This is a genomic window from Listeria marthii (assembly GCF_014227425.1).
GTDB classification, from domain to species: Bacteria; Bacillota; Bacilli; order Lactobacillales; family Listeriaceae; genus Listeria; species Listeria marthii.
On record NZ_JAASWB010000003.1, the window covers coordinates 347,000 to 369,712 of the forward strand.

At 37.7% G+C, this 22,713-nt stretch carries 27 protein-coding genes and 1 riboswitch; of the genes, 10 read left to right on the forward strand and 17 right to left on the reverse strand.

The window, feature by feature from the left end; genetic code table 11:
- Positions 1 to 169: 169 nt before the first annotated feature.
- From HCJ55_RS07055 to HCJ55_RS07115, 13 genes are all read right to left on the reverse strand, one after another.
- On the reverse strand, positions 170 to 994 hold the full coding sequence (locus tag HCJ55_RS07055; protein ID WP_008947744.1) for a TlyA family RNA methyltransferase: 825 nt from the start codon (positions 992 to 994) through the stop codon (positions 170 to 172).
- Complete coding sequence (gene dxs, locus HCJ55_RS07060; protein WP_185517661.1) at positions 991 to 2,820, reverse strand: 1-deoxy-D-xylulose-5-phosphate synthase; 1,830 nt, start codon at positions 2,818 to 2,820, stop codon at positions 991 to 993. The genes HCJ55_RS07055 and dxs overlap by 4 nt, the downstream gene beginning before the upstream one ends.
- Positions 2,821 to 2,986: 166 nt before the next feature.
- Positions 2,987 to 3,187: a cold-shock protein gene (locus tag HCJ55_RS07065; RefSeq protein ID WP_003719639.1), complete on the reverse strand. Its 201-nt coding sequence runs from the start codon at positions 3,185 to 3,187 to the stop codon at positions 2,987 to 2,989.
- 198 nt (positions 3,188 to 3,385) lie between these two features.
- On the reverse strand, positions 3,386 to 4,267 hold the full coding sequence (locus HCJ55_RS07070; protein ID WP_185517583.1) for a polyprenyl synthetase family protein: 882 nt from the start codon (positions 4,265 to 4,267) through the stop codon (positions 3,386 to 3,388).
- Positions 4,268 to 4,269: 2 nt separating this feature from the next.
- Positions 4,270 to 4,497 (reverse strand): exodeoxyribonuclease VII small subunit, encoded by a 228-nt coding sequence (locus tag HCJ55_RS07075; protein ID WP_008947740.1) that lies wholly within the window; start codon positions 4,495 to 4,497, stop codon positions 4,270 to 4,272.
- Positions 4,487 to 5,839, reverse strand: a complete 1,353-nt coding sequence (gene xseA, locus HCJ55_RS07080; RefSeq protein ID WP_185517663.1) for an exodeoxyribonuclease VII large subunit — start codon at positions 5,837 to 5,839, stop codon at positions 4,487 to 4,489. Before xseA ends, HCJ55_RS07075 begins: the two co-directional genes overlap by 11 nt.
- Positions 5,840 to 5,857: 18 nt before the next feature.
- A complete protein-coding gene (gene folD / locus HCJ55_RS07085) occupies positions 5,858 to 6,712 on the reverse strand; it encodes a bifunctional methylenetetrahydrofolate dehydrogenase/methenyltetrahydrofolate cyclohydrolase FolD (RefSeq protein WP_185502188.1) in 855 nt (284 codons plus the stop codon).
- 95 nt (positions 6,713 to 6,807) lie between these two features.
- The gene (gene nusB / locus HCJ55_RS07090) at positions 6,808 to 7,194 is read right to left on the reverse strand and encodes a transcription antitermination factor NusB (RefSeq protein ID WP_008947737.1); all 387 of its coding nucleotides are present in this window, start codon (positions 7,192 to 7,194) and stop codon (positions 6,808 to 6,810) included.
- 30 nt (positions 7,195 to 7,224) lie between these two features.
- Positions 7,225 to 7,632: an Asp23/Gls24 family envelope stress response protein gene (locus HCJ55_RS07095; RefSeq protein ID WP_003722485.1), complete on the reverse strand. Its 408-nt coding sequence runs from the start codon at positions 7,630 to 7,632 to the stop codon at positions 7,225 to 7,227.
- 3 nt (positions 7,633 to 7,635) lie between these two features.
- Complete coding sequence (gene accC / locus HCJ55_RS07100; protein WP_008947736.1) at positions 7,636 to 9,000, reverse strand: acetyl-CoA carboxylase biotin carboxylase subunit; 1,365 nt, start codon at positions 8,998 to 9,000, stop codon at positions 7,636 to 7,638.
- Positions 9,001 to 9,013: 13 nt separating this feature from the next.
- Positions 9,014 to 9,487, reverse strand: a complete 474-nt coding sequence (accB, locus tag HCJ55_RS07105) for an acetyl-CoA carboxylase biotin carboxyl carrier protein (protein ID WP_185502187.1) — start codon at positions 9,485 to 9,487, stop codon at positions 9,014 to 9,016.
- A gap of 158 nt (positions 9,488 to 9,645) precedes the next feature.
- Complete coding sequence (efp, locus tag HCJ55_RS07110) at positions 9,646 to 10,203, reverse strand: elongation factor P (protein WP_008947734.1); 558 nt, start codon at positions 10,201 to 10,203, stop codon at positions 9,646 to 9,648.
- A gap of 103 nt (positions 10,204 to 10,306) precedes the next feature.
- Positions 10,307 to 11,368 carry a M24 family metallopeptidase gene (locus HCJ55_RS07115; RefSeq protein ID WP_185503585.1) on the reverse strand — a complete coding sequence of 354 codons (1,062 nt, stop codon included), beginning with the start codon at positions 11,366 to 11,368 and terminating at the stop codon, positions 10,307 to 10,309.
- A gap of 179 nt (positions 11,369 to 11,547) precedes the next feature.
- Here HCJ55_RS07115 and HCJ55_RS07120 point away from each other — a divergent pair, with 179 nt between their 5' ends.
- From HCJ55_RS07120 to HCJ55_RS07130, 3 genes are all read left to right on the forward strand, one after another.
- Entirely contained in the window at positions 11,548 to 12,513 is a 966-nt protein-coding gene (locus HCJ55_RS07120; RefSeq protein ID WP_185502185.1) for a DUF1385 domain-containing protein, read from the forward strand.
- 12 nt (positions 12,514 to 12,525) lie between these two features.
- On the forward strand, positions 12,526 to 12,798 hold the full coding sequence (locus HCJ55_RS07125; protein WP_185502184.1) for an AC76 family protein: 273 nt from the start codon (positions 12,526 to 12,528) through the stop codon (positions 12,796 to 12,798).
- Between the two features lie 61 nt (positions 12,799 to 12,859).
- Complete coding sequence (locus HCJ55_RS07130) at positions 12,860 to 13,240, forward strand: rhodanese-like domain-containing protein (protein WP_008947730.1); 381 nt, start codon at positions 12,860 to 12,862, stop codon at positions 13,238 to 13,240.
- 39 nt (positions 13,241 to 13,279) lie between these two features.
- Here HCJ55_RS07130 and gcvPB read toward each other — a convergent pair whose 3' ends face one another.
- From gcvPB to gcvT, 3 genes are read right to left on the reverse strand one after another with little or no spacing between them, the layout of a single operon-like run.
- Positions 13,280 to 14,746, reverse strand: coding sequence for an aminomethyl-transferring glycine dehydrogenase subunit GcvPB (gene gcvPB / locus HCJ55_RS07135; protein ID WP_185517585.1), 1,467 nt, complete (start codon positions 14,744 to 14,746; stop codon positions 13,280 to 13,282).
- Entirely contained in the window at positions 14,743 to 16,089 is a 1,347-nt protein-coding gene (gcvPA, locus tag HCJ55_RS07140; RefSeq protein WP_185503587.1) for an aminomethyl-transferring glycine dehydrogenase subunit GcvPA, read from the reverse strand. Before gcvPA ends, gcvPB begins: the two co-directional genes overlap by 4 nt.
- Positions 16,090 to 16,104: 15 nt before the next feature.
- Entirely contained in the window at positions 16,105 to 17,193 is a 1,089-nt protein-coding gene (gcvT, locus tag HCJ55_RS07145; protein ID WP_008947726.1) for a glycine cleavage system aminomethyltransferase GcvT, read from the reverse strand.
- A gap of 84 nt (positions 17,194 to 17,277) precedes the next feature.
- Positions 17,278 to 17,369: riboswitch (glycine riboswitch) on the reverse strand.
- A gap of 364 nt (positions 17,370 to 17,733) precedes the next feature.
- Here gcvT and comGA point away from each other — a divergent pair.
- From comGA to HCJ55_RS07180, 7 genes are read left to right on the forward strand one after another with little or no spacing between them, the layout of a single operon-like run.
- Complete coding sequence (comGA, locus tag HCJ55_RS07150) at positions 17,734 to 18,756, forward strand: competence type IV pilus ATPase ComGA (protein WP_185517587.1); 1,023 nt, start codon at positions 17,734 to 17,736, stop codon at positions 18,754 to 18,756.
- Positions 18,734 to 19,765: a competence type IV pilus assembly protein ComGB gene (gene comGB / locus HCJ55_RS07155; RefSeq protein WP_185506803.1), complete on the forward strand. Its 1,032-nt coding sequence runs from the start codon at positions 18,734 to 18,736 to the stop codon at positions 19,763 to 19,765. Before comGA ends, comGB begins: the two co-directional genes overlap by 23 nt.
- A gap of 13 nt (positions 19,766 to 19,778) precedes the next feature.
- Positions 19,779 to 20,102, forward strand: a complete 324-nt coding sequence (comGC, locus tag HCJ55_RS07160) for a competence type IV pilus major pilin ComGC (RefSeq protein ID WP_185502178.1) — start codon at positions 19,779 to 19,781, stop codon at positions 20,100 to 20,102.
- Complete coding sequence (gene comGD / locus HCJ55_RS07165; protein ID WP_185517589.1) at positions 20,099 to 20,521, forward strand: competence type IV pilus minor pilin ComGD; 423 nt, start codon at positions 20,099 to 20,101, stop codon at positions 20,519 to 20,521. The genes comGC and comGD overlap by 4 nt, the downstream gene beginning before the upstream one ends.
- On the forward strand, positions 20,514 to 20,798 hold the full coding sequence (gene comGE, locus HCJ55_RS07170) for a competence type IV pilus minor pilin ComGE (protein ID WP_185502176.1): 285 nt from the start codon (positions 20,514 to 20,516) through the stop codon (positions 20,796 to 20,798). The genes comGD and comGE overlap by 8 nt, the downstream gene beginning before the upstream one ends.
- Entirely contained in the window at positions 20,710 to 21,228 is a 519-nt protein-coding gene (gene comGF, locus HCJ55_RS07175; protein WP_221643846.1) for a competence type IV pilus minor pilin ComGF, read from the forward strand. The genes comGE and comGF overlap by 89 nt, the downstream gene beginning before the upstream one ends.
- Positions 21,225 to 21,542, forward strand: a complete 318-nt coding sequence (locus HCJ55_RS07180; protein ID WP_008947719.1) for a hypothetical protein — start codon at positions 21,225 to 21,227, stop codon at positions 21,540 to 21,542. The genes comGF and HCJ55_RS07180 overlap by 4 nt, the downstream gene beginning before the upstream one ends.
- Positions 21,543 to 21,561: 19 nt before the next feature.
- Here the strand turns inward: HCJ55_RS07180 and HCJ55_RS07185 are convergent, their stop codons facing one another.
- Positions 21,562 to 22,653, reverse strand: coding sequence for a YqgU-like beta propeller domain-containing protein (locus tag HCJ55_RS07185; protein ID WP_185517591.1), 1,092 nt, complete (start codon positions 22,651 to 22,653; stop codon positions 21,562 to 21,564).
- Between the last annotated feature and the right edge of the window lie 60 nt (positions 22,654 to 22,713).

The window sequence follows — 22,713 nt, forward strand, 5'->3', positions numbered from 1 at the left end:
TTTTCTACTTACATCTTATCCGAAAAAACGCATAAAGTCACGGAATTAGTGCAAATTTATGCAAGAAAAGTTTCTTTAATACTTTATACATAAGAAATACATTGCGAAACGAGCCGAAATAGCATGGTAAAAGCAAAAACCGGAAAACATCGCTGCTTTCCGGTATACATTATTTATCTAATTTTGTATGTGCTTTTGTGATAAGTTTTGCAATCGCATCTGGTTCCAAATGACTTGTTCCAGTTTCTTCGCCAGTCCACTTAAGATGTGCGATAAATTCGATGTTTCCTTCGCCGCCTGTAATAGGTGAGAAATCAAGTCCCATCAAGTCATAGCCATTATCTAGCGCAAATTGAACGATATTTTCCACAACAGATGTGTGTACTGCTGGATCGCGAATAATCCCTTTTTTGCCAACTTGTTCCCGTCCGGCTTCAAATTGCGGTTTGATAAGCGTCATCACATCGCCACCCGTCACAAGCACCGTTCTAAGTACCGGTAAAATCAGTTTGAGCGAAATAAAGGAAACATCAATTGTCGCAAAATCAGCTAAACCTTCTCCAAAATCAGCTGGCGTTACATGACGGAAATTGGTTCGTTCCATCACAGTCACACGGTCATCATTACGTAGTTTCCATGCAAGCTGATTATAACCAACATCTAATGCATACGAATGTCTTGCTCCATTTTGCAAAGCACAGTCCGTAAAGCCACCTGTTGAAGCCCCAATATCCAGCATTAGTTTGTCTTTTACATCGAAATCAAATACTTGTAAGGCTTTTTCTAGCTTTAAGCCGCCGCGACTCACATAAGGCATTTGCTTTCCTTTTACTTGAAGTTCGCTATCAACAGGGATTTTTTCTCCCGGTTTATCTACACGCTCTTCTTTTCGATAAACAATCCCCGCCATAATAGCGCGTTTTGCTTTTTCTCTTGTTTCAAATAGTCCTTGTTCTACTAGCAGAATATCTGCGCGTTCTTTTTTTATTGTCATAGTTTCTTCGCCCTTAACTTCTCGCTTTGTGCGAGCATTTCTTTTATTTTTAATACAATTCCAGCATCCGATATGCCAAACGATTCCAATATTAACGGCACTGAACCATGGCTAATAAATTCGTCTGGTAATCCAATTCGGTGTATCGCTACATCCGTATAATTATTTGCTTCAATAAATTCTAACACACTCGCGCCAAATCCGCCTTTTAATAACGATTCCTCCACTGTTAAAATAGGGATTTTTCGCTTTAAAATTTGGTGTAGGAGTGCTTCGTCTAGCGGTTTAATGTAACGCGCATTAATTACTCCAACGTGACGTCCTTCTGCCTCTAACTGTTTCGCCGCTTTAAGCGCTAGTTGAATGGTTGGTCCAAAAGTTACAATAACGGCATCAACAGGCTGAATGAGCGTTTCCCACTGTCCAATTGGTATAAGCTTGCTAGCTCCAGTAAATGCTTCGCCAGGTCCATTTCCACGCGGATAACGAATCGCAAACGGCCCATCATCATAAGCAAAAGCTGTATCCATTAACTGCCTCGCTTCGACTTCATCTTTCGGCATCGTAATCGTCATATTCGGAATACTATTCAAAAATGAAATATCAAAAATACCTTGATGTGTTTCGCCATCAGCACCAACGAGACCAGCTCGATCGATGCCAATGACAACATTCAATTTTTGCCGACTAACATCATGAACTAATTGGTCATAAGCTCTTTGCAAAAAAGTGGAATAGATTGCGAGGAACGGTTTCATTCCTTGGGTAGCTAAACCAGCCGCCATCGTTGTCGCATGCTGTTCGGCAATTCCGACATCAAAAAACCGCTCTGGAAAAGCTTGCGCAAATTTTTCTAGTTTGGAGCCGACTGGCATCGCTGGAGTTATCGCAACAATCCGTTCGTCGCTTTCCGCTAAACGTATTAATTCATTACTAATAATTGAACTCCATGACGGTGCTCGCTTAACCGGCTTAATAAAACTACCTGTTTCCACTTTATATGGCCCTGTACCGTGCCAGGTTCCACGAGAATCCAATTCGGCCGGTTGATACCCTTTTCCTTTTTTCGTAACGACATGGAGGAGTACAGGCCCTTTCGTGCGTTTAGCAAATTCTAAGTTAGTAATAATATCTTCTACATTATGCCCATCAATTGGCCCGAGGTACATAAATCCTAATTCTTCAAAAAAAGTACTACCAACATTCGTTTCTGTCCGTTGGGGTTTATCGGATGTTCTTAGTTTTCCAAGTACGTTATGGAGCGCACCCACATTCGGCGCAATCGACATATCATTATCATTTAAAATCACAATCATATCTTTGTCCATATCGCCTATATGATTCAAAGCCTCCAGGGCCATGCCGCCAGTTAGCGCGCCATCACCAATTATCGGAATTACATAAAAATCCTCTTTTTTTATATCTCTCGCAATGACCATTCCGGCCGCTGCAGACAAAGAAGTCGAGCTGTGGCCTGTTTCAAATACATCATGAACAGATTCTTTTCGCTTCGGAAATCCGTCTAAACCACCGTGCTGGCGTAATGTATCAAATTGATTCGCCCTTCCAGTTAAAATTTTATGCACGTAAGACTGGTGGCCAACATCCCAAATAAATTTATCTGTTGGACTATTAAAAGTGTAATGCAGCGCAATCGTTAGTTCTACCACACCAAGATTCGGGCCAATATGCCCACCTGATTTGGAAGTAGAAGTAATTAAAAAAGTGCGTATATCTGCCGCAAGTGCTTCTAATTCTTGTATATCCAACTGTTTAATAAAGGAGGGATCCTTTATCTTTAAAAGATCCAAATAAAAACAACTCACTTTCCAAAGAGCCACTCGCATGAATACGTGCAAGGTCTTTTTTCTCAATTAATTGTTCTTATTATAGCAAACAATTGCAGTTAAACCAAACAAGGTAAAGTAATTTTAGGCAAATAAAAAAGCAAATCACCGAAATGATTTGCTTTTTCTTATTCAAAAAATAGAATTACGCTTTTTGAACGTTAGCTGCTTGAGGTCCGCGTTGGCCTTCTTCAACGTCGAAAGTTACTGCTTGACCTTCGTCTAAAGATTTGAATCCGTCGCCTTGGATAGCGCTGAAATGTACGAATACATCGTCACCGTTTTCGCGTTCGATAAAACCAAATCCTTTTTCTGCGTTAAACCATTTTACTGTACCTTGTTCCATGTTCATGTTCCTCCTCGTGTGTTATGCACACTAATTATTTACTATTCTTGCTTAACGGCACGAGATGGAAAGTTGTTCACAATCGTATCTTTCACCCACAAAAATAATCTTACATTAGTATAACACGGTATTTTAGGAAAAGCAAATCAAATTGAATTATATATGTGAAATTTTTTTGAAATTACTAGATAATTATGATTAATTTTCTCTAAGTGCGATTAAATCAGCAAGTTGCAAGAGAATTTCATCATCAAAATCATGGCCTGAAAGCGCTGACTTTGCAATTGACATATGGTCATTTAATGCCCTTTTGGCACCATCTAACGTGAGTAATCCGGGATAGGTACTTTTATTCAGAAAAGCATCCACCCCTGTCTTTTTACCCATTTTTGTTTCATCGCCAATTACATCTAAAATATCGTCGCTAATTTGAAAACCAATCCCGATATTTTCTGCAAAAATCCGTAATCGTTTTGTTTGTTCCGGATCCGCTTCCGCAATTTTCGCAGCAGAAGTTACTGCAAAAATTAATAATTCACCCGTTTTCCGTGCATGAATAGATGATAGCTCTTCTAGCGTCACTTGTTTGTTTTCGGCTTCCATATCCGCTTGCTGTCCGCCAACCATTCCTTCTGCCCCGCTGCTAAAACTAATTTCCTTAATTAAAGATAGACGCGTTTCAAAAGATAGATTTTCATCTTCAGCCAAAATGGAAAATGCCAGCGTAAGCAAAGCATCCCCCGCTAAAATGGCTGTCGCATCGCCAAAAATTTTATGATTGGTCCATTTTCCGCGACGATAATCATCATTGTCCATTGCTGGTAAATCATCATGAATTAAGCTATACGTATGAATCATTTCTAATGCAGTTGCCGTTCTTACGCCTAAAAGTGGATCTGCATTTAAAGCCTGTAGCGTTGCGAAAACAAGCATCGGCCGTATTCGCTTTCCACCTGCCTGAACTGAATACAACATCGACTCTTTTAATTTCGGCTCGATATTACGTGCGCTTATTTCTTTAAAAAGCGACTCATCGATTACTTTCTTATAATGTTCTAGAAAAACTGTTAAATCCTGCAAATTTATTCACCATCCGCTTCAAAAGGAATTTCTTCTCCTGCATCTGTGACTACTTTTGCCATTCGTTTTTCTGCTGCTTGTAATTTATCTTGGCACAATTTCGTTAATTCGATTCCTTTTTGATACATGTCGAGAGAATCTTCGAGTGAGGCACTACCATTTTCGAGCGCTTCTACGATTGTTTCTAGTTCTGCAATTGCTTCTTCAAAAGTTTTCTTTTTAGTTGCCACTTGTATCTTCCTCCTTTGCGGTAATGAGTGCATCTATGTGTCCGCCTTGCATTTTCACTTGGATATTATCGCCAACTTCCAGCTCTTTCACCGATTTAACCAGTATATTTTCTTTATACGTTACACCAAATCCCCGCTTCAATAAAGAAAGAGGACTTAGATGTTCTAGCGCATCGACTTGCCTAAAGAAAGTTTGTTGTTTATCTTTCAAAAGTTGTTTCATTGCTTTATCTAAAGCTTGTTGGCGTAACGCGATCTGTTCTTTTTGAAGTTCGATTTCTTTTTTCGGATGGTAATAATGTAACCGGTCATTTAATCGCTGGAACGCTGTTTGTTTGACAAATATTTGTTTGGAAAAAGCATTATTTAATCGTTCGGCAAAATAATCTGTTCGTTCCATTTGTTGCTCTAATTGATGCTTGGGACCATTTAGCATTAAATGTTGTTTCAGTTGCTCTAATGAACGTTCTTTTCTTTCTAATAGTTGTCTTGTTACTGCGCGTAATCGGTATTTGCGTTCTGCTAACCGCTCTTCTAAATCACGATAGTCAGGAACAGCAAGTTCAGCTGCTGCAGTTGGTGTTGCCGCCCGGACATCGGCAGAAAAATCACTTAAAGCAAAATCGGTTTCATGTCCTACTGCCGAGATAACTGGTACATCGGAATCATATACTGCTCGAACAACTGGTTCTTCATTAAAAGCCCATAGTTCTTCCAGTGAGCCACCACCACGCCCAATAATCATGACATCTATATCATTCCGTTGATTAATACGGCCAATGTTTTCGACAATTTTTTGAGCTGCTTTCTCCCCTTGAACAATCGTCGGGTAGACAATCACTTCTACGGAAGGCATTCTGCGGTGAATCGTCGTCAGTATATCGCGAACAGCTGCACCAGTTTTTGATGTAACTACAGCGACTTTGGACGGGAAAGAAGGAAGCACTTTTTTATGCGTTTCCGCAAAAAGCCCTTCCTTTTCTAATTGTGCTTTTAATTGCTCGAATTGAATATAAAGCGCGCCAACGCCATCTGGTTCCATATGTTCTGCGTAAAACTGATAACGTCCAGCTTTGTTGAATACGCCAATTCGCCCTGTGATAAGTACATTCATACCATCTTCTGGGACAAAACCAATCTTTTGAACTGCTTTGTGAAACATGACAGAACGAAGCATCGCAAATTCATCTTTTACCGTAAAATATAGATGTCCACTCGCCGGTTGTTTTAAATTCGAAATTTCTCCGCGCACAAAAACTTGTTTCATGTAAGGATCTACTTCAAACTTTTTTTCAATATATTTGGTTATTGCTGCTACCGTCAAATATTTATCTTGCTCCATCATTTCACATCCAATTAATCAATTCGTTTTCCAAATGCGTTTCGCTGCTTTTAATGTGTTAGCAAGTAACATCGTGATTGTCATTGGGCCAACACCACCTGGTACCGGCGTAATGAATCCCGCTTCTTCCACAACTTCATCAAAATCAACATCACCGCATAATTTATTGTTTTCATCTCGGTCCATGCCAACATCAATAACAATCGCACCTGGTTTGATGTAATCTTTTTTCACGAATTTAGCTAAACCTGTTGCAACAACAAGAATATCCGCTTCTTTCGCTACTTGTGGTAAATCTTTTGTGCGGCTGTGCGCAATCGTTACTGTCGCATTTTCATTTAACAGTAATTGTGCTACTGGTTTACCTACAATGTTACTTCTACCAATAACTACCGCGCGTTTACCTTCTATTTGAGTGCCGGTCGATTTTATTAACTCAATAATTCCTGCTGGTGTGCAAGGAACAAAAGAATCTTTTCCGATGAATAAGTTACCTACATTCACTGGATGGAAACCGTCAACATCTTTGTCATAGCTAATTGTATCAATTACTTTTTCTTCTGAGATATGTTTTGGTAATGGTAACTGCACGAGAATACCGTGGATTGTTTTGTCTTCGTTTAATTCTTCCACTACAGATAATAATTTCTCTTCTGTTACATTTTCTGGAAGTTCAATTAAAACGGATTTCATTCCTGCTTCTTCTGTGCGTTTTTGTTTATTTCTTACATATGTACGTGATGCTTGATTGTCGCCTACGAGCACGACTGCAAGGCCTGGTTTTTTACCTGTTTTTGCTAATTCAGCTACTTCACTCGTAACTTTTTCTTGAATTTCTTTTGCTAACTTTTTGCCGTCAATAATTTCTCCCATGAGTATTGCCCCCTTAAAAATACTTTTAACGTAATTATCCTTAAAAAATCACGAAATAAGGGAGTGCAAGAGAATCCCCTTGCACTCAGTCAAGCTTATTTATCTTCAGGTGCAATATTAGCAAGTACGCCATTAATAAATTTACTTGATTTTTCATCACTGTAAATTTTTGCAATTTCGATGGACTCATTCAAACTAACTCTATTTGGCACATCATCCAAGTACTTAATTTCATAAACACTCACGCGAAGTAAAGATAAATCGACTTTACTCAAACGATCCATACGCCAATTGTCTAAGTTAGGCTCAATGATAGCATCAATTTCTGCTTTATTAGCCATAACACCTTCGACTAATTTTTCCATATAGTCGTCTTGTTCGTCTTCCATGATGTTTTTAATTGCTTGATCTAGCGACATTTCGTTTAGCTCTATTTGGAATAGTGCTTGAAGTGCTTTCTCGCGCGCCTCTCTTCTTTTCATGTTAAAGCTGCTCCTTTTGTTCCTTGAATTTTATAGCTCAAAATCATCGAAGGAAAGTGTTTCTGTTTTTTCAAATTGTACTCCAACGATGTGAACGTTGATTTCGAGTACATTTAAACCAGTCATATTAAAAATGGTATCTCTGACAGCATCTTGAATATTTTGAGCAACAAGTGGAATTGTTGCGCCAAATAAGACTGAACAATAAAGTTCGATTAGAATTCCTTCTTCGGTTAGTTCTACTTTTACGCCTTTACGGTAGTTTACAGCACCACTGAATTTTTCGCGCATTTCTGTCGCGAAGCCACCTTGCATATAAGCAACGTTTTCAATTTCACTTGCAGCCAGTCCAGCGATTACGCCGATTACTTCTGGTGCAATCTCAATTTTGCCAAGCGGTGCATCATTTTGTTTTCGCAAATCTTTTGTATAAGCCATTATTTAGCCCTCCTTAGAAAGATTCATTACATCGTTTTGCTCCAAGAATTTTGTATTGAAATCGCCTGATAAAAATACATCATTATCTAACACGCGTAAATGGAATGGAATTGTCGAAGGAATACCATCAATAGCAAATTCCGACAATGCACGTTTCATTTTTTGAATAACTTCTTCACGTGTTTCTGCGTAACAAATTACTTTAGCAATCATCGAATCATAATATGGCGGGATTTTGTAGTTTGGATAAGCTGCGGAATCAATTCGGACACCTAAGCCACCTGGAGGAAGATAAAATTTAATTTCTCCTGGAGCTGGCATAAAGTTTTTCTCCGGATTTTCAGCGTTAATCCGACATTCCATTGCCCAACCTGTTAATTTCACATCTGCTTGCTTAATTTCAAGCTCTTCGCCTGAAGCAACTAAAAATTGTTGTTTAACTAAATCAATTCCAGTTACAAGCTCAGTTACAGGATGCTCTACTTGGATACGAGTATTCATTTCCATAAAGTAGAAGTTATTTTCGTGATGATCGTAAATAAATTCGATTGTTCCTGCACCAGAATAATTCACGGCTTTGGCAGCTTTAACGGCTGCTTTACCCATTTTTTGGCGTGTTTTTTCATCAATGGCAGGTGATGGTGATTCTTCAATTAGCTTTTGTAAGCGACGTTGAATACTACAATCACGTTCCCCTAGATGGATAACATTACCATGGTTATCGGCAAGCACTTGAATTTCGACATGGCGGAAATCTTGAATATATTTTTCAAGGTAAACACCTGGATCACCAAATGCTGCTTCGGCTTCTTGTTGCGTCGTATGAATACCAGAGACTAATTTCTCTTCATTTTCAGCTACACGAATACCTTTACCGCCACCGCCAGCTGTTGCTTTAATGATTACCGGATAACCGATTTTCTTGGCGATTTTTTTACCGTCTTCCACATCCGCAACAATCCCTTGTGAACCAGGAACGATTGGAACGCCTGCTTTGCGCATTGTTTCGCGGGCAACGTCTTTTGTACCCATTTGCGAAATAGCGGCAGCACTTGGTCCGATAAAAGTAATATTGCAGTCTTCGCACAGTTCGGCGAAATCTGCATTTTCGGCTAAGAAACCATAGCCAGGATGAATAGCGTCACAGTTTGTTAAAACAGCAAGGCTAATAATGTTTGACATATTTAAATAACTATCTTTTGTTGCCGCAGGACCTACACAATAAGCTTCATCCGCTAGCTGAATATGTAGCGCTTCTCTATCTGCTTCCGAATAAATCGCCACTGTCTCCACTCCAAGTTCTTTTGCAGCGCGAATGATACGGACAGCGATTTCTCCACGGTTCGCTACCAGTACTTTTTTAATCATGTTTTTCGACCCCTTATTTTTTTCTAACTTTGAAAAGTGGTTGTCCAAATTCGACTAATTCGCCACTTGAAACAAGCACTTCTGCAATTTCTCCGTCGATATCAGCAGTAATTTCATTGAATAATTTCATTGCTTCTACAATACATACAACAGATTGTGCGGATACTTTAGACCCAACGCTAACAAAATTAGCATCTTCTGGTGAAGCAGACGCATAAAAAGTCCCAACCATTGGAGATGTAATTACTTCTAGATTCGCATCTTCTGCTGCACTAGCTTCTGCTTGAGGAGCTGCTGCTTGAACAGGAGCCACTGCTGCTTGAATTGGTGCTTGGGCAATAACTGCCGCTTCTTGAACAGCTTGGGTAACAACTGTTTTATTCTTTTTAAGCAAAATCTTACTATCTTTCGTTTCTAACTCAAATTCATCTAGGGTTGATTCGTCAATCAGCTCAATTAGCTGTTTAATTTCATCTATTGATAACATACCATTTACACTCCTTAATAATACTAAAAATAAAAAATTGCATTAATCACGCATTGTCCTTATTGTACCATACTTTTTATTCAAAAGGTGTACCAGAAGCGCTCATAAATAGAAAAACAGCTGAAGAATTAACTCCAGCTGTAGTAAATGATTCTTTCTTACGCCCGAGAAACATACGATGCTTCGGTTGTATTGATAACTAGTTTGTCACCTTCATTAACGAAAAATGGTACTTGTACAACAAGTCCTGTTTCAAGTGTAGCTGGTTTAGAACCACCTGAAGATGTATCACCTTTAATTCCAGGATCAGTTGCCGCAACAACTAATTCTACTGTGTTAGGTAAGTCGATTCCGATTGTTTCGCCTTGGTACATAACGATATTAATTTCCATATTTTCTTTTAGGAATTTAAGTTCGTGTGCAATTTGTGTTTCTGGAAGTTCAATTTGTTCATAAGATTCGTTATCCATGAAAACATGATTCGTTCCATCAGCATATAAGTAAGCCATTTTGCGGTTATCGATTTGTGCTTTTGCTACTTTTTCGCCGCCACGGAATGTTTTTTCTTGGATTGCCCCAGTACGAAGATTACGTAGTTTGGAACGCACGAATGCTGCGCCTTTACCTGGTTTTACATGTTGGAAATCTAGCACGCGCCAAATACCGTTGTCTACTTCTATCGTTAAACCTGTCCGAAAATCATTTACTGAAATCATGTTTATCCTCCTGTAATTTGAAAAATATCTTTTATTTGGGAGCTTAAAAATACGCTCATTCTTCCTTATTTAACCATAAAATAAGCAAAGTTACAAAGGAATTTTATAAAATAATTAATTCTTTTGATGAATGGGTAAGAATCTCATTACCTGTTTCTGTGATTAATAGATCGTCTTCAATTCTAACGCCGCCGATTCCTGGTAAATAAATACCTGGTTCATCCGTAACTACGTGGCCAACTTCTAATTTTTGCGGGCTTTTGAATGATAAGTTTGGTCCTTCGTGAATTTCTAGTCCAATACCATGACCTAATGAGTGGCCAAACGCATCGCCGTATCCGAAAGAAGCGATATAATCACGTGCAATCGCATCAGCTTCAATTCCAGTCATACCTGGTTTTAAGCTATCAATTACTTTTAATTGTGCATCTAAAGTGATTTGATAGATTTCTTTTAGTTTTTCAGCAGGTTCACCAATCGCGATAGTTCTAGTCATGTCTGAGCAATAACCATCATAGTAACAACCATAATCCATTGTGACAAAATCGCCAACTTCAATTTTTTTATCTGATGCAACACCATGAGGTAACGCAGAACGAACACCTGAGGCAACGATTGTATCAAAAGAAGAGGAAGTAGCTCCGGCACGTCTCATGAAGAATTCTAACTCATTCGATACTTCGATTTCTGCCATGCCTGGTTTGATGAATTTAATGATGTGCGCAAAAGCAGCATCAGCAATATCACAAGCTGTGCGAATTGCTTTAAGTTCACTCGCCGTTTTTACTTTACGCATTTCTTCAAAGAAGCCAGTTAGCGGAATCAGTTGGCGGTTAAATACACGCTCCATTTGTTTGAATTCAGATACAGTCACATAATCTGCTTCAAAATGAAGTGTTTTTGTATCGTGTTTAATTAATAACTCTTCTACCGTATCAAAAATCGGACCCGCGTGTTGAACAATTTCATATCCTTCTGCTTGTTTCGCTGCTTGTTCTGTATATCTGAAATCTGTTACAAAATAAGCTTTTTCCGGTAAAATAAGTGCTACACCGCTCGTTCCAGTGAAACCTGATACATACCTTCTATTAAATTCACTTGTGACAAGAGCCGCTTCTATCTTTTCCTTGCCTAGTGTTTCTTGAATTTTAGTTAAATTAGACATTTCTATTCCCCCACTTTTTTAAAATTTTCGGCGCGCAAAAATCGCATTATTAGACGCGTTCGAAACTATTTTATCACAATTTAGAAAAAATAACTTTTTTTAGACGTTTTGCGCTATACGAAAAACTGTTTTTAGCGTAAAATAACATATTAGTAAACATGAATAGGCTGGTGAAAACTTTGAGCAAACAAAACGTACCATCTTATGGTGGACAAGCTGTAGTAGAAGGCGTCATGTTTGGCGGCAGAAAACAGACAGTAACAGCAGTTAGACGTATAGATGGTTCATTAGAATATTTTTATTTAGAAAAACATAGTCCAGTTTGGGTTATGCGAATGAAAAAAATTCCTTTTTTAAGAGGTATTGTTGCATTAATTGAATCTAGCGCCATCGGTTCCAAACATCTCGCTTTTGCGACAGACCGATATGATGAAGATCCAAACAATCCCGTAGAAGAAGAAAAAATTGAAAAGAAAGAATCAAAAGTCGCGATGTGGTTAGGCGTTGCGGTCATTGGTATCTTATCGTTCGTTTTTGCTAAATTTGTGATGACGCTCATCCCTGTGTTCTTAGCAGAGTTATTCCGTCCAATCGTTCCTGGGGATACAGCACAAGTATTTTTAGAAAGCTTTTTCAAATTAATTCTTCTATTAACTTATATTTTCGCTGTTTCTCAGACTCCAATTATTAAGCGAGTTTTTCAATATCACGGTTCTGAGCATAAAGTAATCAATTGTTATGAAGAAAATTTACCGTTAACAGTTGAAAATGTACAAAAACAATCGCGATTGCATTATCGTTGTGGTAGTAGTTTTATTTTATTTACGGTTATTGTTGGTATGTTTATTTATTTACTCGTACCGACAGATCCGCTTTGGCTTCGCGTTGTCGACCGGATTTTACTTATTCCTGTCGTGCTTGGCGTAGCGTTCGAAGTGTTACAATTAACGAATAAATGTCGTAATATTCCTGTGCTTAAATATTTAGGTGTTCCAGGGTTATGGCTACAACTTCTTACAACCAAAGAGCCATCTGATGATCAAGTAGAAGTTGCCATCGCATCATTTAATGAACTTTTACGCGTTGAAAAAGAAGGTGCACCAGTAAATGCAACTGAACCGGAGAATCTGGAACTTTTAGAATAGGAGTGAATTGATTTGAAGAAATATCCTCTTATTGTTATCGTTTTACTTGCGCTCGTTGGTATCGGACTTTTGATGGGTGGTTTTAAATCATTTCTCGTATTGATTATTTCCGTTTTAGTCGGAACACTGATTTTCACCCTACTGCTACGACTTTTTGCTAATAGAAAAACAGATAGCAATTATCAAAAAGCGGTGAAACAATCCAAAAACTTACATGATCCGAAGAAAAAAACAAAGAAAAAACGAAAATCTTCTTTCAAAGTGATTGATGGTGGCAAAAAATAAGTTATAATAGAAAAGGATGCTTTAGAAAAAGCAGTTTTCAGGATGAAAGGGGTTTACACAATTGATTAGTTGGATTATAGCAATTATCATTCTGGTTATTCTTTTAGGATACGAAATTTACCAGTTTGTAATGCGACGCAAAGCACTAAAAGTTTTAACAGAAGAAGAATTTAAAAAAGGTTATCGTAAAGCACAGTTAATTGATGTTCGCGAGCCAAATGAATTCGATGCTGGACATATTCTTGGAGCTAGAAATATTCCAGTTACACAAATGAAAAACCGTACAACAGAAATTCGTCAAGATTTACCAGTTTACTTGTACTGCCAAACTGCACAACGTAGTAACCGCGCAGCAATTATGCTTTATAAACGCGGCTACAAACAAGTGTATCAGCTTAAAGGCGGTTACCGTAGATGGACAGGAAAAACTAAATCTAAATAAGAAAAAGCCTTGCCGTGATATTTCACAGCAAGGCTTTTTTTAAACTTCTTTTTGATAACGTAAAATTGGTTTTCTCGCAGCCCTTGTCTCATCTAAGCGTTTCACATACGTGCTATGCGGCGCTTCTTGAACGATCTCAGGGTTTTCTTCTGCTTCTTTAGCAATTTTTAGCATCGTATCTATAAATGAATCTAGCGTTTCTTTCGATTCTGTTTCGGTTGGTTCAATCATGATTGCTTCGCCAACGATTAATGGGAAATAAACTGTCGGCGGGTGGAAATTATGGTCTAACAAACGTTTCGCGATATCAACGGTGCGGACGCCAAGTTTCTTCTGTCTATTACCGCTTAAAACAAATTCGTGTTTGCAAACTTGCTCAAATGGTAAATCATACGCTTCTTGCAGTTTGCGCATCATATAGTTGGCATTTAAAACGGCATACTCTGTTACTAATTTCAAGCCATCTGGCCCCATTGTGCGAATGTACGTATATGCGCGAACATTGATGCCGAAGTTACCATAATAAGGTTTCACACGACCGATAGAATCAGGATAATTGTAATCAAATGTGTACACTTCTTCTTTTTTCGTAAGAACTGGTGTTGGTAAAAATGGAATTAATTCTTTTTTTACGCCGATTGGGCCAGAACCCGGACCACCGCCGCCATGAGGACCAGTGAATGTTTTGTGTAAATTTAAATGTACAACGTCAAAGCCCATGTCTCCAGGTCTAACCTTAGCCATGATTGCATTTAAGTTAGCGCCATCGTAATACAATTTACCACCTGCCGCATGGACAATTTCTGCCATTTCAACAATATCTTTTTCGAAAAGACCTAGTGTATTTGGATTTGTTAACATTAGCGCGGCAGTATCCTCGCCTACTACTTTTTTCAAATCAGCAACATCGACAAGTCCCTTTTCATTGGATTTAACCGTGACAACATCAAATCCGGCAACTGCTGCGGACGCTGGGTTTGTTCCGTGCGCTGAGTCCGGGATGATTACTTTGGTTCGTTTTGTATCGCCATTTTTTTCATGGAAAGCACGAATGAGCATTAAGCCAGTCCATTCGCCGTGTGCTCCAGCGGCTGGTTGCAAGGTTACTTCATCCATGCCTGTAATTTCAACTAAGCTTGTTTGTAAATCATATAGCAACTCCAGTGCGCCTTGAACAGAGCTTTCTGGTTGGTTCGGATGAATATTGGCAAATCCGGGGAATCGCGCTACTTTTTCATTGATTTTCGGATTATATTTCATCGTACAAGAACCAAGCGGATAAAAACCAGAGTCTACTCCGAAATTATGGTTGGATAAATTCGTATAATGACGCATAATTTCCAGTTCGCTCAATTCAGGCAAATCTGCTGGAGTGGAACGAATATAGGCTTGATCAAAATAATCGGAGGCGTTTGTTTCGGGAACATCACTTTCTGGCAAACTAAAACCAATTCTTCCCGGAATCGAGCGTTCAAATACTAACGGCATTGTTTCTTCTAAATTCATTTTACACCCTCCAAGCTCGCCACAAAGGCATCAATTTCCTCTTTTGTACGCATTTCTGTTACTGCTATAAGCATATGTTGGTCGTATTTAGCATCATAAAATCCAAGATCATACCCGCCAATAATTCCTTCATCTAAAAGCGATTCATTCACTTCTTTGATTGATTTGGAAAGTTTCACAACAAACTCATTGAAAAATCCGTCAGAAAACAGCACTTCAAAACCATGGTCACGGAATTTTTGTTTCGCGTAATGAGATTTATCTAGATTTTGTTTCGCCATTTCTACTAGACCTGTTTTTCCGAGTGTCGCCATAGCAACAGAAGAAGCTAGCGCATTTAAGGCTTGGTTGGAACAGATATTAGAAGTCGCTTTGTCGCGGCGAATATGTTGTTCGCGCGCTTGCAGTGTTAGTACGTAACCACGCTTCCCGTTTTCATCTACCGTTTCCCCAACTAAACGCCCTGGAACTTTACGCATTAATTTAGTTGTTACAGCAAAGAAACCACAGTGCGGTCCGCCAAATGATTCTGGAATACCAAATACTTGTGAATCGCCAACAACGATATCCGCGCCAAATTCTCCCGGCGGCGTGAGTAAACCAAGAGATAGCGGATTACTAGAAACGAGTAGTAAAGAATCATTTTCATGAACTAATTTTTCTAATTCTGCTAAAGGTTCTACTTGACCATAAAAGTTCGGATATTGCACAACAAAACCTGCGATATCATCCGAAAGAGCTTTTTTCAAAGCTTCGATATCCGTTTTGCCATCCACTTCTGGGATAACTTCCACTTCAATATGTTGGCCAGTTGCATAGGTTTTTAACACATTCGTACTTTCTGGATGAACGGCACCTGAAATAAGAATTTTTTTGCGTTTGGTATGCCCACTTGCTAGCATCGCCGCTTCCGCAAGTGCTGTCCCGCCGTCATACATCGAAGAATTCGCTAAATCCATCCCCGTTAATTCCGCAATCATCGTTTGGAATTCAAAAATCGCTTGTAATTCCCCTTGCGAAATTTCCGGCTGATAAGGCGTATAAGCTGTATAAAATTCCGAACGTGAAATGACATGATCTACCACAGTCGGAATATAGTGACTATACACACCCGCTCCTAAAAAGGACGCATATTCTGTTGTATTGGCATTTTTAGAAGCAAGTTTAGACAATTCTCGTAAAAGAGCTGGTTCTGATTTCGCTGGTTTTAAATCATAATCCCGCTTAAATCTAATTTTTTCTGGAATATCTTGAAATAAGTCATCAATCGACTTAACCCCTATCACATCAAGCATTTCCTTTTCATCTTGTTCCGTCATTGGTAAATAACGATGTTTTGCCATATTATTTCCTCCTTTTTACTTTGCGCGTTTATAAAATGGTATTGGGACTACTTTTGCTTTTATTTTTTTATTTCGTATCCCTACTTCTAATTCTTGATCTAATTCTGTATATGCCGTATCAATTAAAGCTAAACCAATATTCGTTCCAAGCGTGGGTGATTGCGTACCTGAAGTAACGACACCAATCTCTTGCTCATTTAAAAATACTGGATAATCGTGACGTGGTATGCCTCGCTCGATTAATTCAATACCAACCAATTTCCTTGCTAATCCTGCTTCTTTTTGGTCGATAAGTGCTTCTTTACCAATAAAATCTGCTTCTTTTTTCAATTTCACAGCAAAATTCAACCCAGCTTCGAGCGGCGTAATATCTTTACTCAATTCTTGTCCATAAAGCGCAAGTACGGCTTCAAGACGAAGCGTATCACGAGCACCCAGACCAATCGGCGCTACACCTTCAGCTAAAATTGCTTCAAAAACTTTGCCAGCATCAGCACTTTGCATGTAAATTTCAAATCCATCTTCCCCGGTATAACCACTTCTCGAAATGATCGTTTTTACACCCGCTACATCCGCATCCTCCACAAAACCAAAGAAACTTATCGCACTCAAATCAACATCGGTTAACTTGGAAAGAATTTTTTCCGCATTTGGTCCTTGAAGAGCTAGTTGTCCAAATTCTGAAGATACGTTGGTAACAGTCACATCTCCGCGAACATTCTTTACCATCCATTCAAAATCTTTTTCCGTGTTTGCCGCATTAACGACAAGTATGTATTCCGTTTCTGCTTTCTTATAAACCACTAAATCGTCTACCGTTCCGCCTGTTTCATAGCACATGATATTATATTGCGCTTTACCTACTTTGATTTTCTCTATGTCATTCGATAACAAATACTGTAAATAAGAAGTACTGTCAGGGCCTTTCACCAAAATTTCTCCCATATGAGACACGTCAAATAACCCTGCATCCGTTCGCACGGCTTCATGTTCTGCTTTTATCCCAGCAAATTGCACTGGTAAATCCCATCCACCAAAATCAATGGTTTTCGCACCATATTTTGCATAAAGTGGATGAATTGGTGTTTTTAGTAATTCTGTCATTATTATATCCTCCTTTTTCACATAACAAAAAGGCTTATTTGATTCATAAGCCCTGTCGTGACATAAAAAATGACTCCAGAGTTGCGTCCCGTAAACATCCTTTTGCCTGAGAGTTTCACATAAAATATGCTTTCCCCGTCGGCGCTGCTTTTCGCAGTCTCTCTGTTTACATTCACCCGCTAATTCTTTTATGTATTTGCCTTTTCTATAGCTTATCATGAGTTGTATTGTTCGGCAAATAATTAGTTTTAAAGCTAATTATTTTGATATTTTTACTATTGGTTCGGAATGTAAGGGCTTTAATGAATAATTTATGCTCTATTATACGTTTGTTACTAATTGCACATAGATTGTGAAAAGTGGAGAATTCGAAAAAAAGATTTTTGGAGGCTTTAAATAGTTAGAAATCTTTTTTTGGTCCAAATTTAGGTTAGATTTACTCCTTTTTAGCTAGCAAAAACCTATTTTCATTTTTGTGAAATTCTACGGTTCAAAGGATTTTTGAGAGTTGTGTAGAATATGACTTGTAAGGAGGTTCATATGCCACAAAAAATGACAGATCATATTATAGCTCAAGCTCTCCGCGTTAATGCAAGTGATGTCCATATTCATCCATTACCCAACCGCTATTTGCTTCGTCTTAGAGTAAATGGAACGCTAATTCCCCTTCTATACCTTCCATTAGATGTAGGTGGGAAATTAATATCTTTCCTTAAATTCCAAGCAGCTTTGGATATAAGCGAAAAAAGAAGACCTCAATCTGGCAGTTTTGAAAAAACGACTGCTTCAGAAAAAATCGCTTTACGACTTTCTACGATGCCAAGCAAAGATTTCCATGAAAGTATGGTCATTCGGATCTTCCGTTATAAGTTTCCTATTCCATTTTTAAAATCTAGCGTATTCCCTACGTCTGTAAAGCAAATTGTGCAACAGTGTAAAAATCAAACTGGTTTATTTCTCTTTTCAGGCAGTACTGGTAGTGGTAAATCAAGCTCGATGTATAGTTTAGTTTCTTCTATAGAAAATAAGAACGACTTGCAAATCATTACCATTGAAGACCCCGTCGAACATTATTCGCCTGGTTTCCTTCAAATTGAAATCAACGAAAAAGCAAATATTACCTATGCACCGCTCATTCGTTCTGTGTTGCGCCATGATCCTGACATTCTAATCATCGGAGAAATCCGCGATTCAGAAACTGCCAAAATAGTTACACGTGCCGCTCTAACTGGCCATTTAGTATTGAGCACCGTTCACGCTGGAGATGCTTATGGTGTTTTATTAAGATTGCTTGAATTTGGTATTAGCTCGGAAGAATTAGCACAATGCTTGCTTGCAATCAGCTTTCAGCAACTAGTTCATCTTCATTGTACCTTTTGTGGCGCAAAATGCCATCCACTTTGCACACATTTAGAGCGAAAAAGAACGGCACTGTATGAAGTGTTGACTAAACAAGATATAACCAACTATTTTCGCACGAGTAAACAACCCATTCAACCAAAATCACCTGTAGCATCTATTTATCAGAAAGGAGTTGCATATGGCTTTTTTTCAACGCATTAATTGGAAAGACGATGGTGAATTTTTAATTAGAATTGCCAGTTTGCTCGGAAAGGGGTTCTCGTTAGATGCATCTATTAGCTATTTAAGTATTACGTCACCAAAATATAGCAAAAGATATGAACAAATTATCAGTTCTCTCGCGCTTGGCAATTCTTTTTCTTATGCACTTTCGCAAAGCGGATTTCCTGAATTTATTTGTACACAACTTCATTATGCTTCTAATCATGGTTACTTTACGCAAACAATTCATGAAACTGGTATCCATATGAAAAGAAGAGCCGAAGAAAAAAGTGCGTTACTGAAAACTTTTCAATATCCTTTAGTCTTATTCTCCACCGTTATCGTTGTATTTTTCTTGCTTCGAATTTTCCTCTTACCCAAATTCGAACTTTTATTTTCGCAACTCTCAACTAGCGGATCGCTGGGAACTAATTTCACTTATTTCTTACTTGAAAAAGTTCCGATTTTACTAGGTCTGTTTTTACTCAGCCTTTTTCTTATTATTAGTTTTATTATTAGAAAGCAAAATCAAAAAAATGCCTACGAGCGTGCTTATTTTTATTGTCGTATTCCATATATTCGACAATTTTTAAGAATTCATTATTCGCAATACTTTTCACGAGAACTAGGTTATCTACTAAAAAGTGGGCTATCGATAACGCATATTATGCAACTATTCGCGCAAGAGGAATCTCCCCCATTTTTTCAGGCGATTGCTCAGCGGATTCTCCCAATATTGGAGCAAGGCCTATCACTGACAAAAGCCCTTGAAAAAATGCCGATATTTGAAAAAGAGCTTTATTATATTGCAATTCATGGAGAGAAAAATGGTAATTTAGCAGAAGAATTCTTATTTTATTATAATTTATGTCATCAGAAATCACTTCAAAAGACAGAAAAATTATTCTCATTTATTCAACCGATTGTTTTTATCATTATCGGCATTTTAATTGTATCTATTTACCTGTCCATTTTATATCCGATGTTTTCAATGGTAAACCAAATTTAGAGGAGGAGTTTGAATGTTTAAACTAAAAATAGATTGGCGAGATGAAAGCGGCTTTACCTTAGTGGAAATGTTAATTGTGTTATTAGTTGTAAGTGTTTTACTACTTTTAACCATTCCAAATATCGTAACACAAAGCAAGTCCATCAATAACAAAGGCTGCGAAGCGTTTATTTCGATGGTACAAGGCCAAGTTCAGTCCTATCAATTAGATAAAAATGCGATTCCTTCTGTTGGCGATTTAGTAAGCGGTGGTTATTTAAAAGCAAATCAAAAGTCATGCCCTAATGGTAATAGCATTAAAATAGATAGTTCTGGAAACGTTTCTGAGAAAAAATGAAAACGAATGGCTTCACTTTACTAGAAATGTTACTCGTGTTATCTATTAGCTTCATGCTCATCACTTTAACCATCTTCCCTATCGCCAACACCCTTTCCACACTTGCGGAAAAACAACTTTTAGAAGAAGTCAAAGCTACCATCTACTTGGCGCAAATAAATGCTGTAACAACTAAACAGGTTACCATTATTTCATTTGATCCAGTGAAAAATCAGCTTACCGCTTCAACTAACTCACAACTACTAAACACTATTTCTTTTGCAGACACAATAAAATTAACGCATTCTAAAACAGAAAATTTCCGTTTTTCCAGTTCAGATGGATCCATTAATCGTTTTTCAACTATTCGTTTAGCAAGCTCAGCTAATAATTACAAATTAATCTTCCAAATTGGAAAGGGGCGTTTTAGAATTGAATAAAATTAATGGATTCTCTTTAGTTGAAAGTATGGTTTCATTGCTATTATTTTCCATGGTATGTAGTTTTTTATTGCCTACCGCTATGACTATTTTTGAAAAATTGGATCAGCAAAAAGAAACTAGTAAGCTCTATCAGCAAATCTTCGAGCATAGCGAACTACTTCGTCACAAAAGCATTCCTATAAACTATGAGGAAGATTACATTAAAAGTTTTCATTATCAAGGAGGTATTCAAATCTGTGCTAAAAATAAATCGGCAGAAAAATGTATCTTATAGAAATGGCTCCTCGGCGTTTACTCTTCTTGAAACAATATTATCCATCACAATTATTTTAAGTATTAGTTCGCTCATTCCTTTATTTTTTGAATGCTATAACAAAACCATTCAACTTAGTAATATTGATCAGACAACAGAATGGCAACTTTTTTTAATTCAAACTCGATTAGAATTAGAGAAAGCCAGCAATATTCAAGTGAATGATAATACACTTTCTTTCACTAATGGGAATGATTTAATCACCTACTCCAAATACAATGATTTGATTCGACGCCAAGTAAACGGAAGAGGCCACGAGCCGCTACTCACTAAAATAAAAGACTACCAACTGACGAAAAATGAACGTCAATTACATCTAAAAGTGCAAGATTTTCAGGCAAAGACATACACCTCTGTATTCCCATTACCGGAAGCGAAACAAATCCCATGAGGAGAAATGCTTTTACACTCCCATTTACAATTTTCATTGCGTTCATTACTATTTTAATCGTTACTGGTAGTGCCTCTATTTTCAAAACACAAATCCAATACGAAAAGATGATTCAAAATTATTATTTAGCTTCCACCAAGTTAAACCTAGCATTACTAGAAGCTAAGGAAACAGCGAAACTTTCCCAGCAACTGGAAATCAACTATAGCGATGCGGATATTAGTTGCCAGGCTACTAATAGCAATTTATCTGAGTTTAACTGCAAAATCATCTTACAAAACGGTTACACATTAACAAAAACAACGAATCCCTAAAATACAGGAATTCGTTGCTTTAAAAAGATTTAGTTGGGGTGTTAATTAAATTATACATTTTACCTGTTTTTGTATCGATAACTTTGTCAAATAAATAACCATAGAGAACTAAATCTCCTGTTTCGTACGATAAAATAGGTTGGTTATCCATTAAATCTAACACTGTCGATTCTTTTTTATTCGTTGGATCAATTTTTACTAATTTATATTCTTTTGGCCCACCGCTAATTTTGGCATTTTTATATGGAACAAAAGTCAAAAATGTATTCTTATCAAAATTCATGTCAAAATACGGGACAAATGTGCCTAATTCGTCATACTCACGCGCCGCATTATAAGAATAAAAATTCTGGAATCCAATCGTTCTAAAATCGTACAATAATTTTTCATCAGAGGATTTCTCAATCGTTAAGAGCACATTATCGTGTACAGCAAATTGCATAATATTAGCTACAATTAAATTTTTAGTTGCTTCATCTCTAATATCTTGTAAATAAAGGTTGCCTGTTTCATCGTCTCGCTTATCCTTGTTATTCGAGATTACCAAATTATCGCCATACCACGAAATAAAAGGAGATGCTAAATCGATTTTGTCTAGTTGATCTAGCGTATAGTCCCAATTCTCTATTTGAAAATCCCATTCCGGACTATAAGTTACAAACATTATTTTCTCAGGTGATTCGTCATTCCAATAGAACGTGGTCGTTAAGGGCTTTGTTGCTCGAGAAGCAACTGTTGACCCATCATCTAAAGCAATTATTCGCATTGTCGCTTTTTTATCTGATTCTGCGGAATAAAGCAAGACATTTCGATAATCCGGACTAATTTGGACTTCAGAAATAGACTCTTTTGTATTAAAGATAGCTCGTTTCTTTTTGTTATAAATATTCAATTCGTCAAAATAGGTAATTCCAGACTTTTTTGTTTGCAGCAAAACAGAATCTTTTGACAGCCAACCAACCACTCGCTGGAATTCTTTTGTTTTAATTTGAACACCTTGCACTTCTTTTGTAGTCTTTTTTGGTGTTTCTTTTTCCTCCGAGCAACCAAAAGAGATAAAAACCAATCCCATCAATAAGGTAATCAGCAAAAAAGCATTTGATTTTTTCATCTCTGGCCTCCAATCTCTCTATGCTAAAATTTTACCCTTTTCATAGGAAGCTAAAACAAT

Bases quoted from the DNA above. Each gene is read 5' to 3' on its own strand.
- HCJ55_RS07055 (WP_008947744.1), bottom strand. From the start codon at position 994: ATGACAATAAAAAAAGAACGCGCAGATATTCTGCTAGTAGAACAAGGA.
- HCJ55_RS07065 (WP_003719639.1), bottom strand. From the start codon at position 3,187: ATGGAACAAGGTACAGTAAAATGGTTTAACGCAGAAAAAGGATTTGGT.
- xseA (WP_185517663.1), bottom strand. From the start codon at position 5,839: ATGGAGCAAGATAAATATTTGACGGTAGCAGCAATAACCAAATATATT.
- folD (WP_185502188.1), bottom strand. From the start codon at position 6,712: ATGGGAGAAATTATTGACGGCAAAAAGTTAGCAAAAGAAATTCAAGAA.
- nusB (WP_008947737.1), bottom strand. From the start codon at position 7,194: ATGAAAAGAAGAGAGGCGCGCGAGAAAGCACTTCAAGCACTATTCCAA.
- HCJ55_RS07095 (WP_003722485.1), bottom strand. From the start codon at position 7,632: ATGGCTTATACAAAAGATTTGCGAAAACAAAATGATGCACCGCTTGGC.
- accC (WP_008947736.1), bottom strand. From the start codon at position 9,000: ATGATTAAAAAAGTACTGGTAGCGAACCGTGGAGAAATCGCTGTCCGT.
- accB (WP_185502187.1), bottom strand. From the start codon at position 9,487: ATGTTATCAATAGATGAAATTAAACAGCTAATTGAGCTGATTGACGAA.
- efp (WP_008947734.1), bottom strand. From the start codon at position 10,203: ATGATTTCAGTAAATGATTTTCGGACAGGTTTAACGATAGAAGTAGAC.
- HCJ55_RS07115 (WP_185503585.1), bottom strand. From the start codon at position 11,368: ATGTCTAATTTAACTAAAATTCAAGAAACACTAGGCAAGGAAAAGATA.
- gcvPB (WP_185517585.1), bottom strand. From the start codon at position 14,746: ATGAATTTAGAAGAAACAATGCCGTTAGTATTTGAACGCTCGATTCCG.
- gcvPA (WP_185503587.1), bottom strand. From the start codon at position 16,089: ATGGCAAAACATCGTTATTTACCAATGACGGAACAAGATGAAAAGGAA.
- gcvT (WP_008947726.1), bottom strand. From the start codon at position 17,193: ATGACAGAATTACTAAAAACACCAATTCATCCACTTTATGCAAAATAT.
- comGA (WP_185517587.1), top strand. From the start codon at position 17,734: ATGCCACAAAAAATGACAGATCATATTATAGCTCAAGCTCTCCGCGTT.
- comGB (WP_185506803.1), top strand. From the start codon at position 18,734: ATGGCTTTTTTTCAACGCATTAATTGGAAAGACGATGGTGAATTTTTA.
- comGC (WP_185502178.1), top strand. From the start codon at position 19,779: ATGTTTAAACTAAAAATAGATTGGCGAGATGAAAGCGGCTTTACCTTA.
- comGD (WP_185517589.1), top strand. From the start codon at position 20,099: ATGAAAACGAATGGCTTCACTTTACTAGAAATGTTACTCGTGTTATCT.
- comGF (WP_221643846.1), top strand. From the start codon at position 20,710: ATGAGGAAGATTACATTAAAAGTTTTCATTATCAAGGAGGTATTCAAA.
- HCJ55_RS07180 (WP_008947719.1), top strand. From the start codon at position 21,225: ATGAGGAGAAATGCTTTTACACTCCCATTTACAATTTTCATTGCGTTC.
- HCJ55_RS07185 (WP_185517591.1), bottom strand. From the start codon at position 22,653: ATGAAAAAATCAAATGCTTTTTTGCTGATTACCTTATTGATGGGATTG.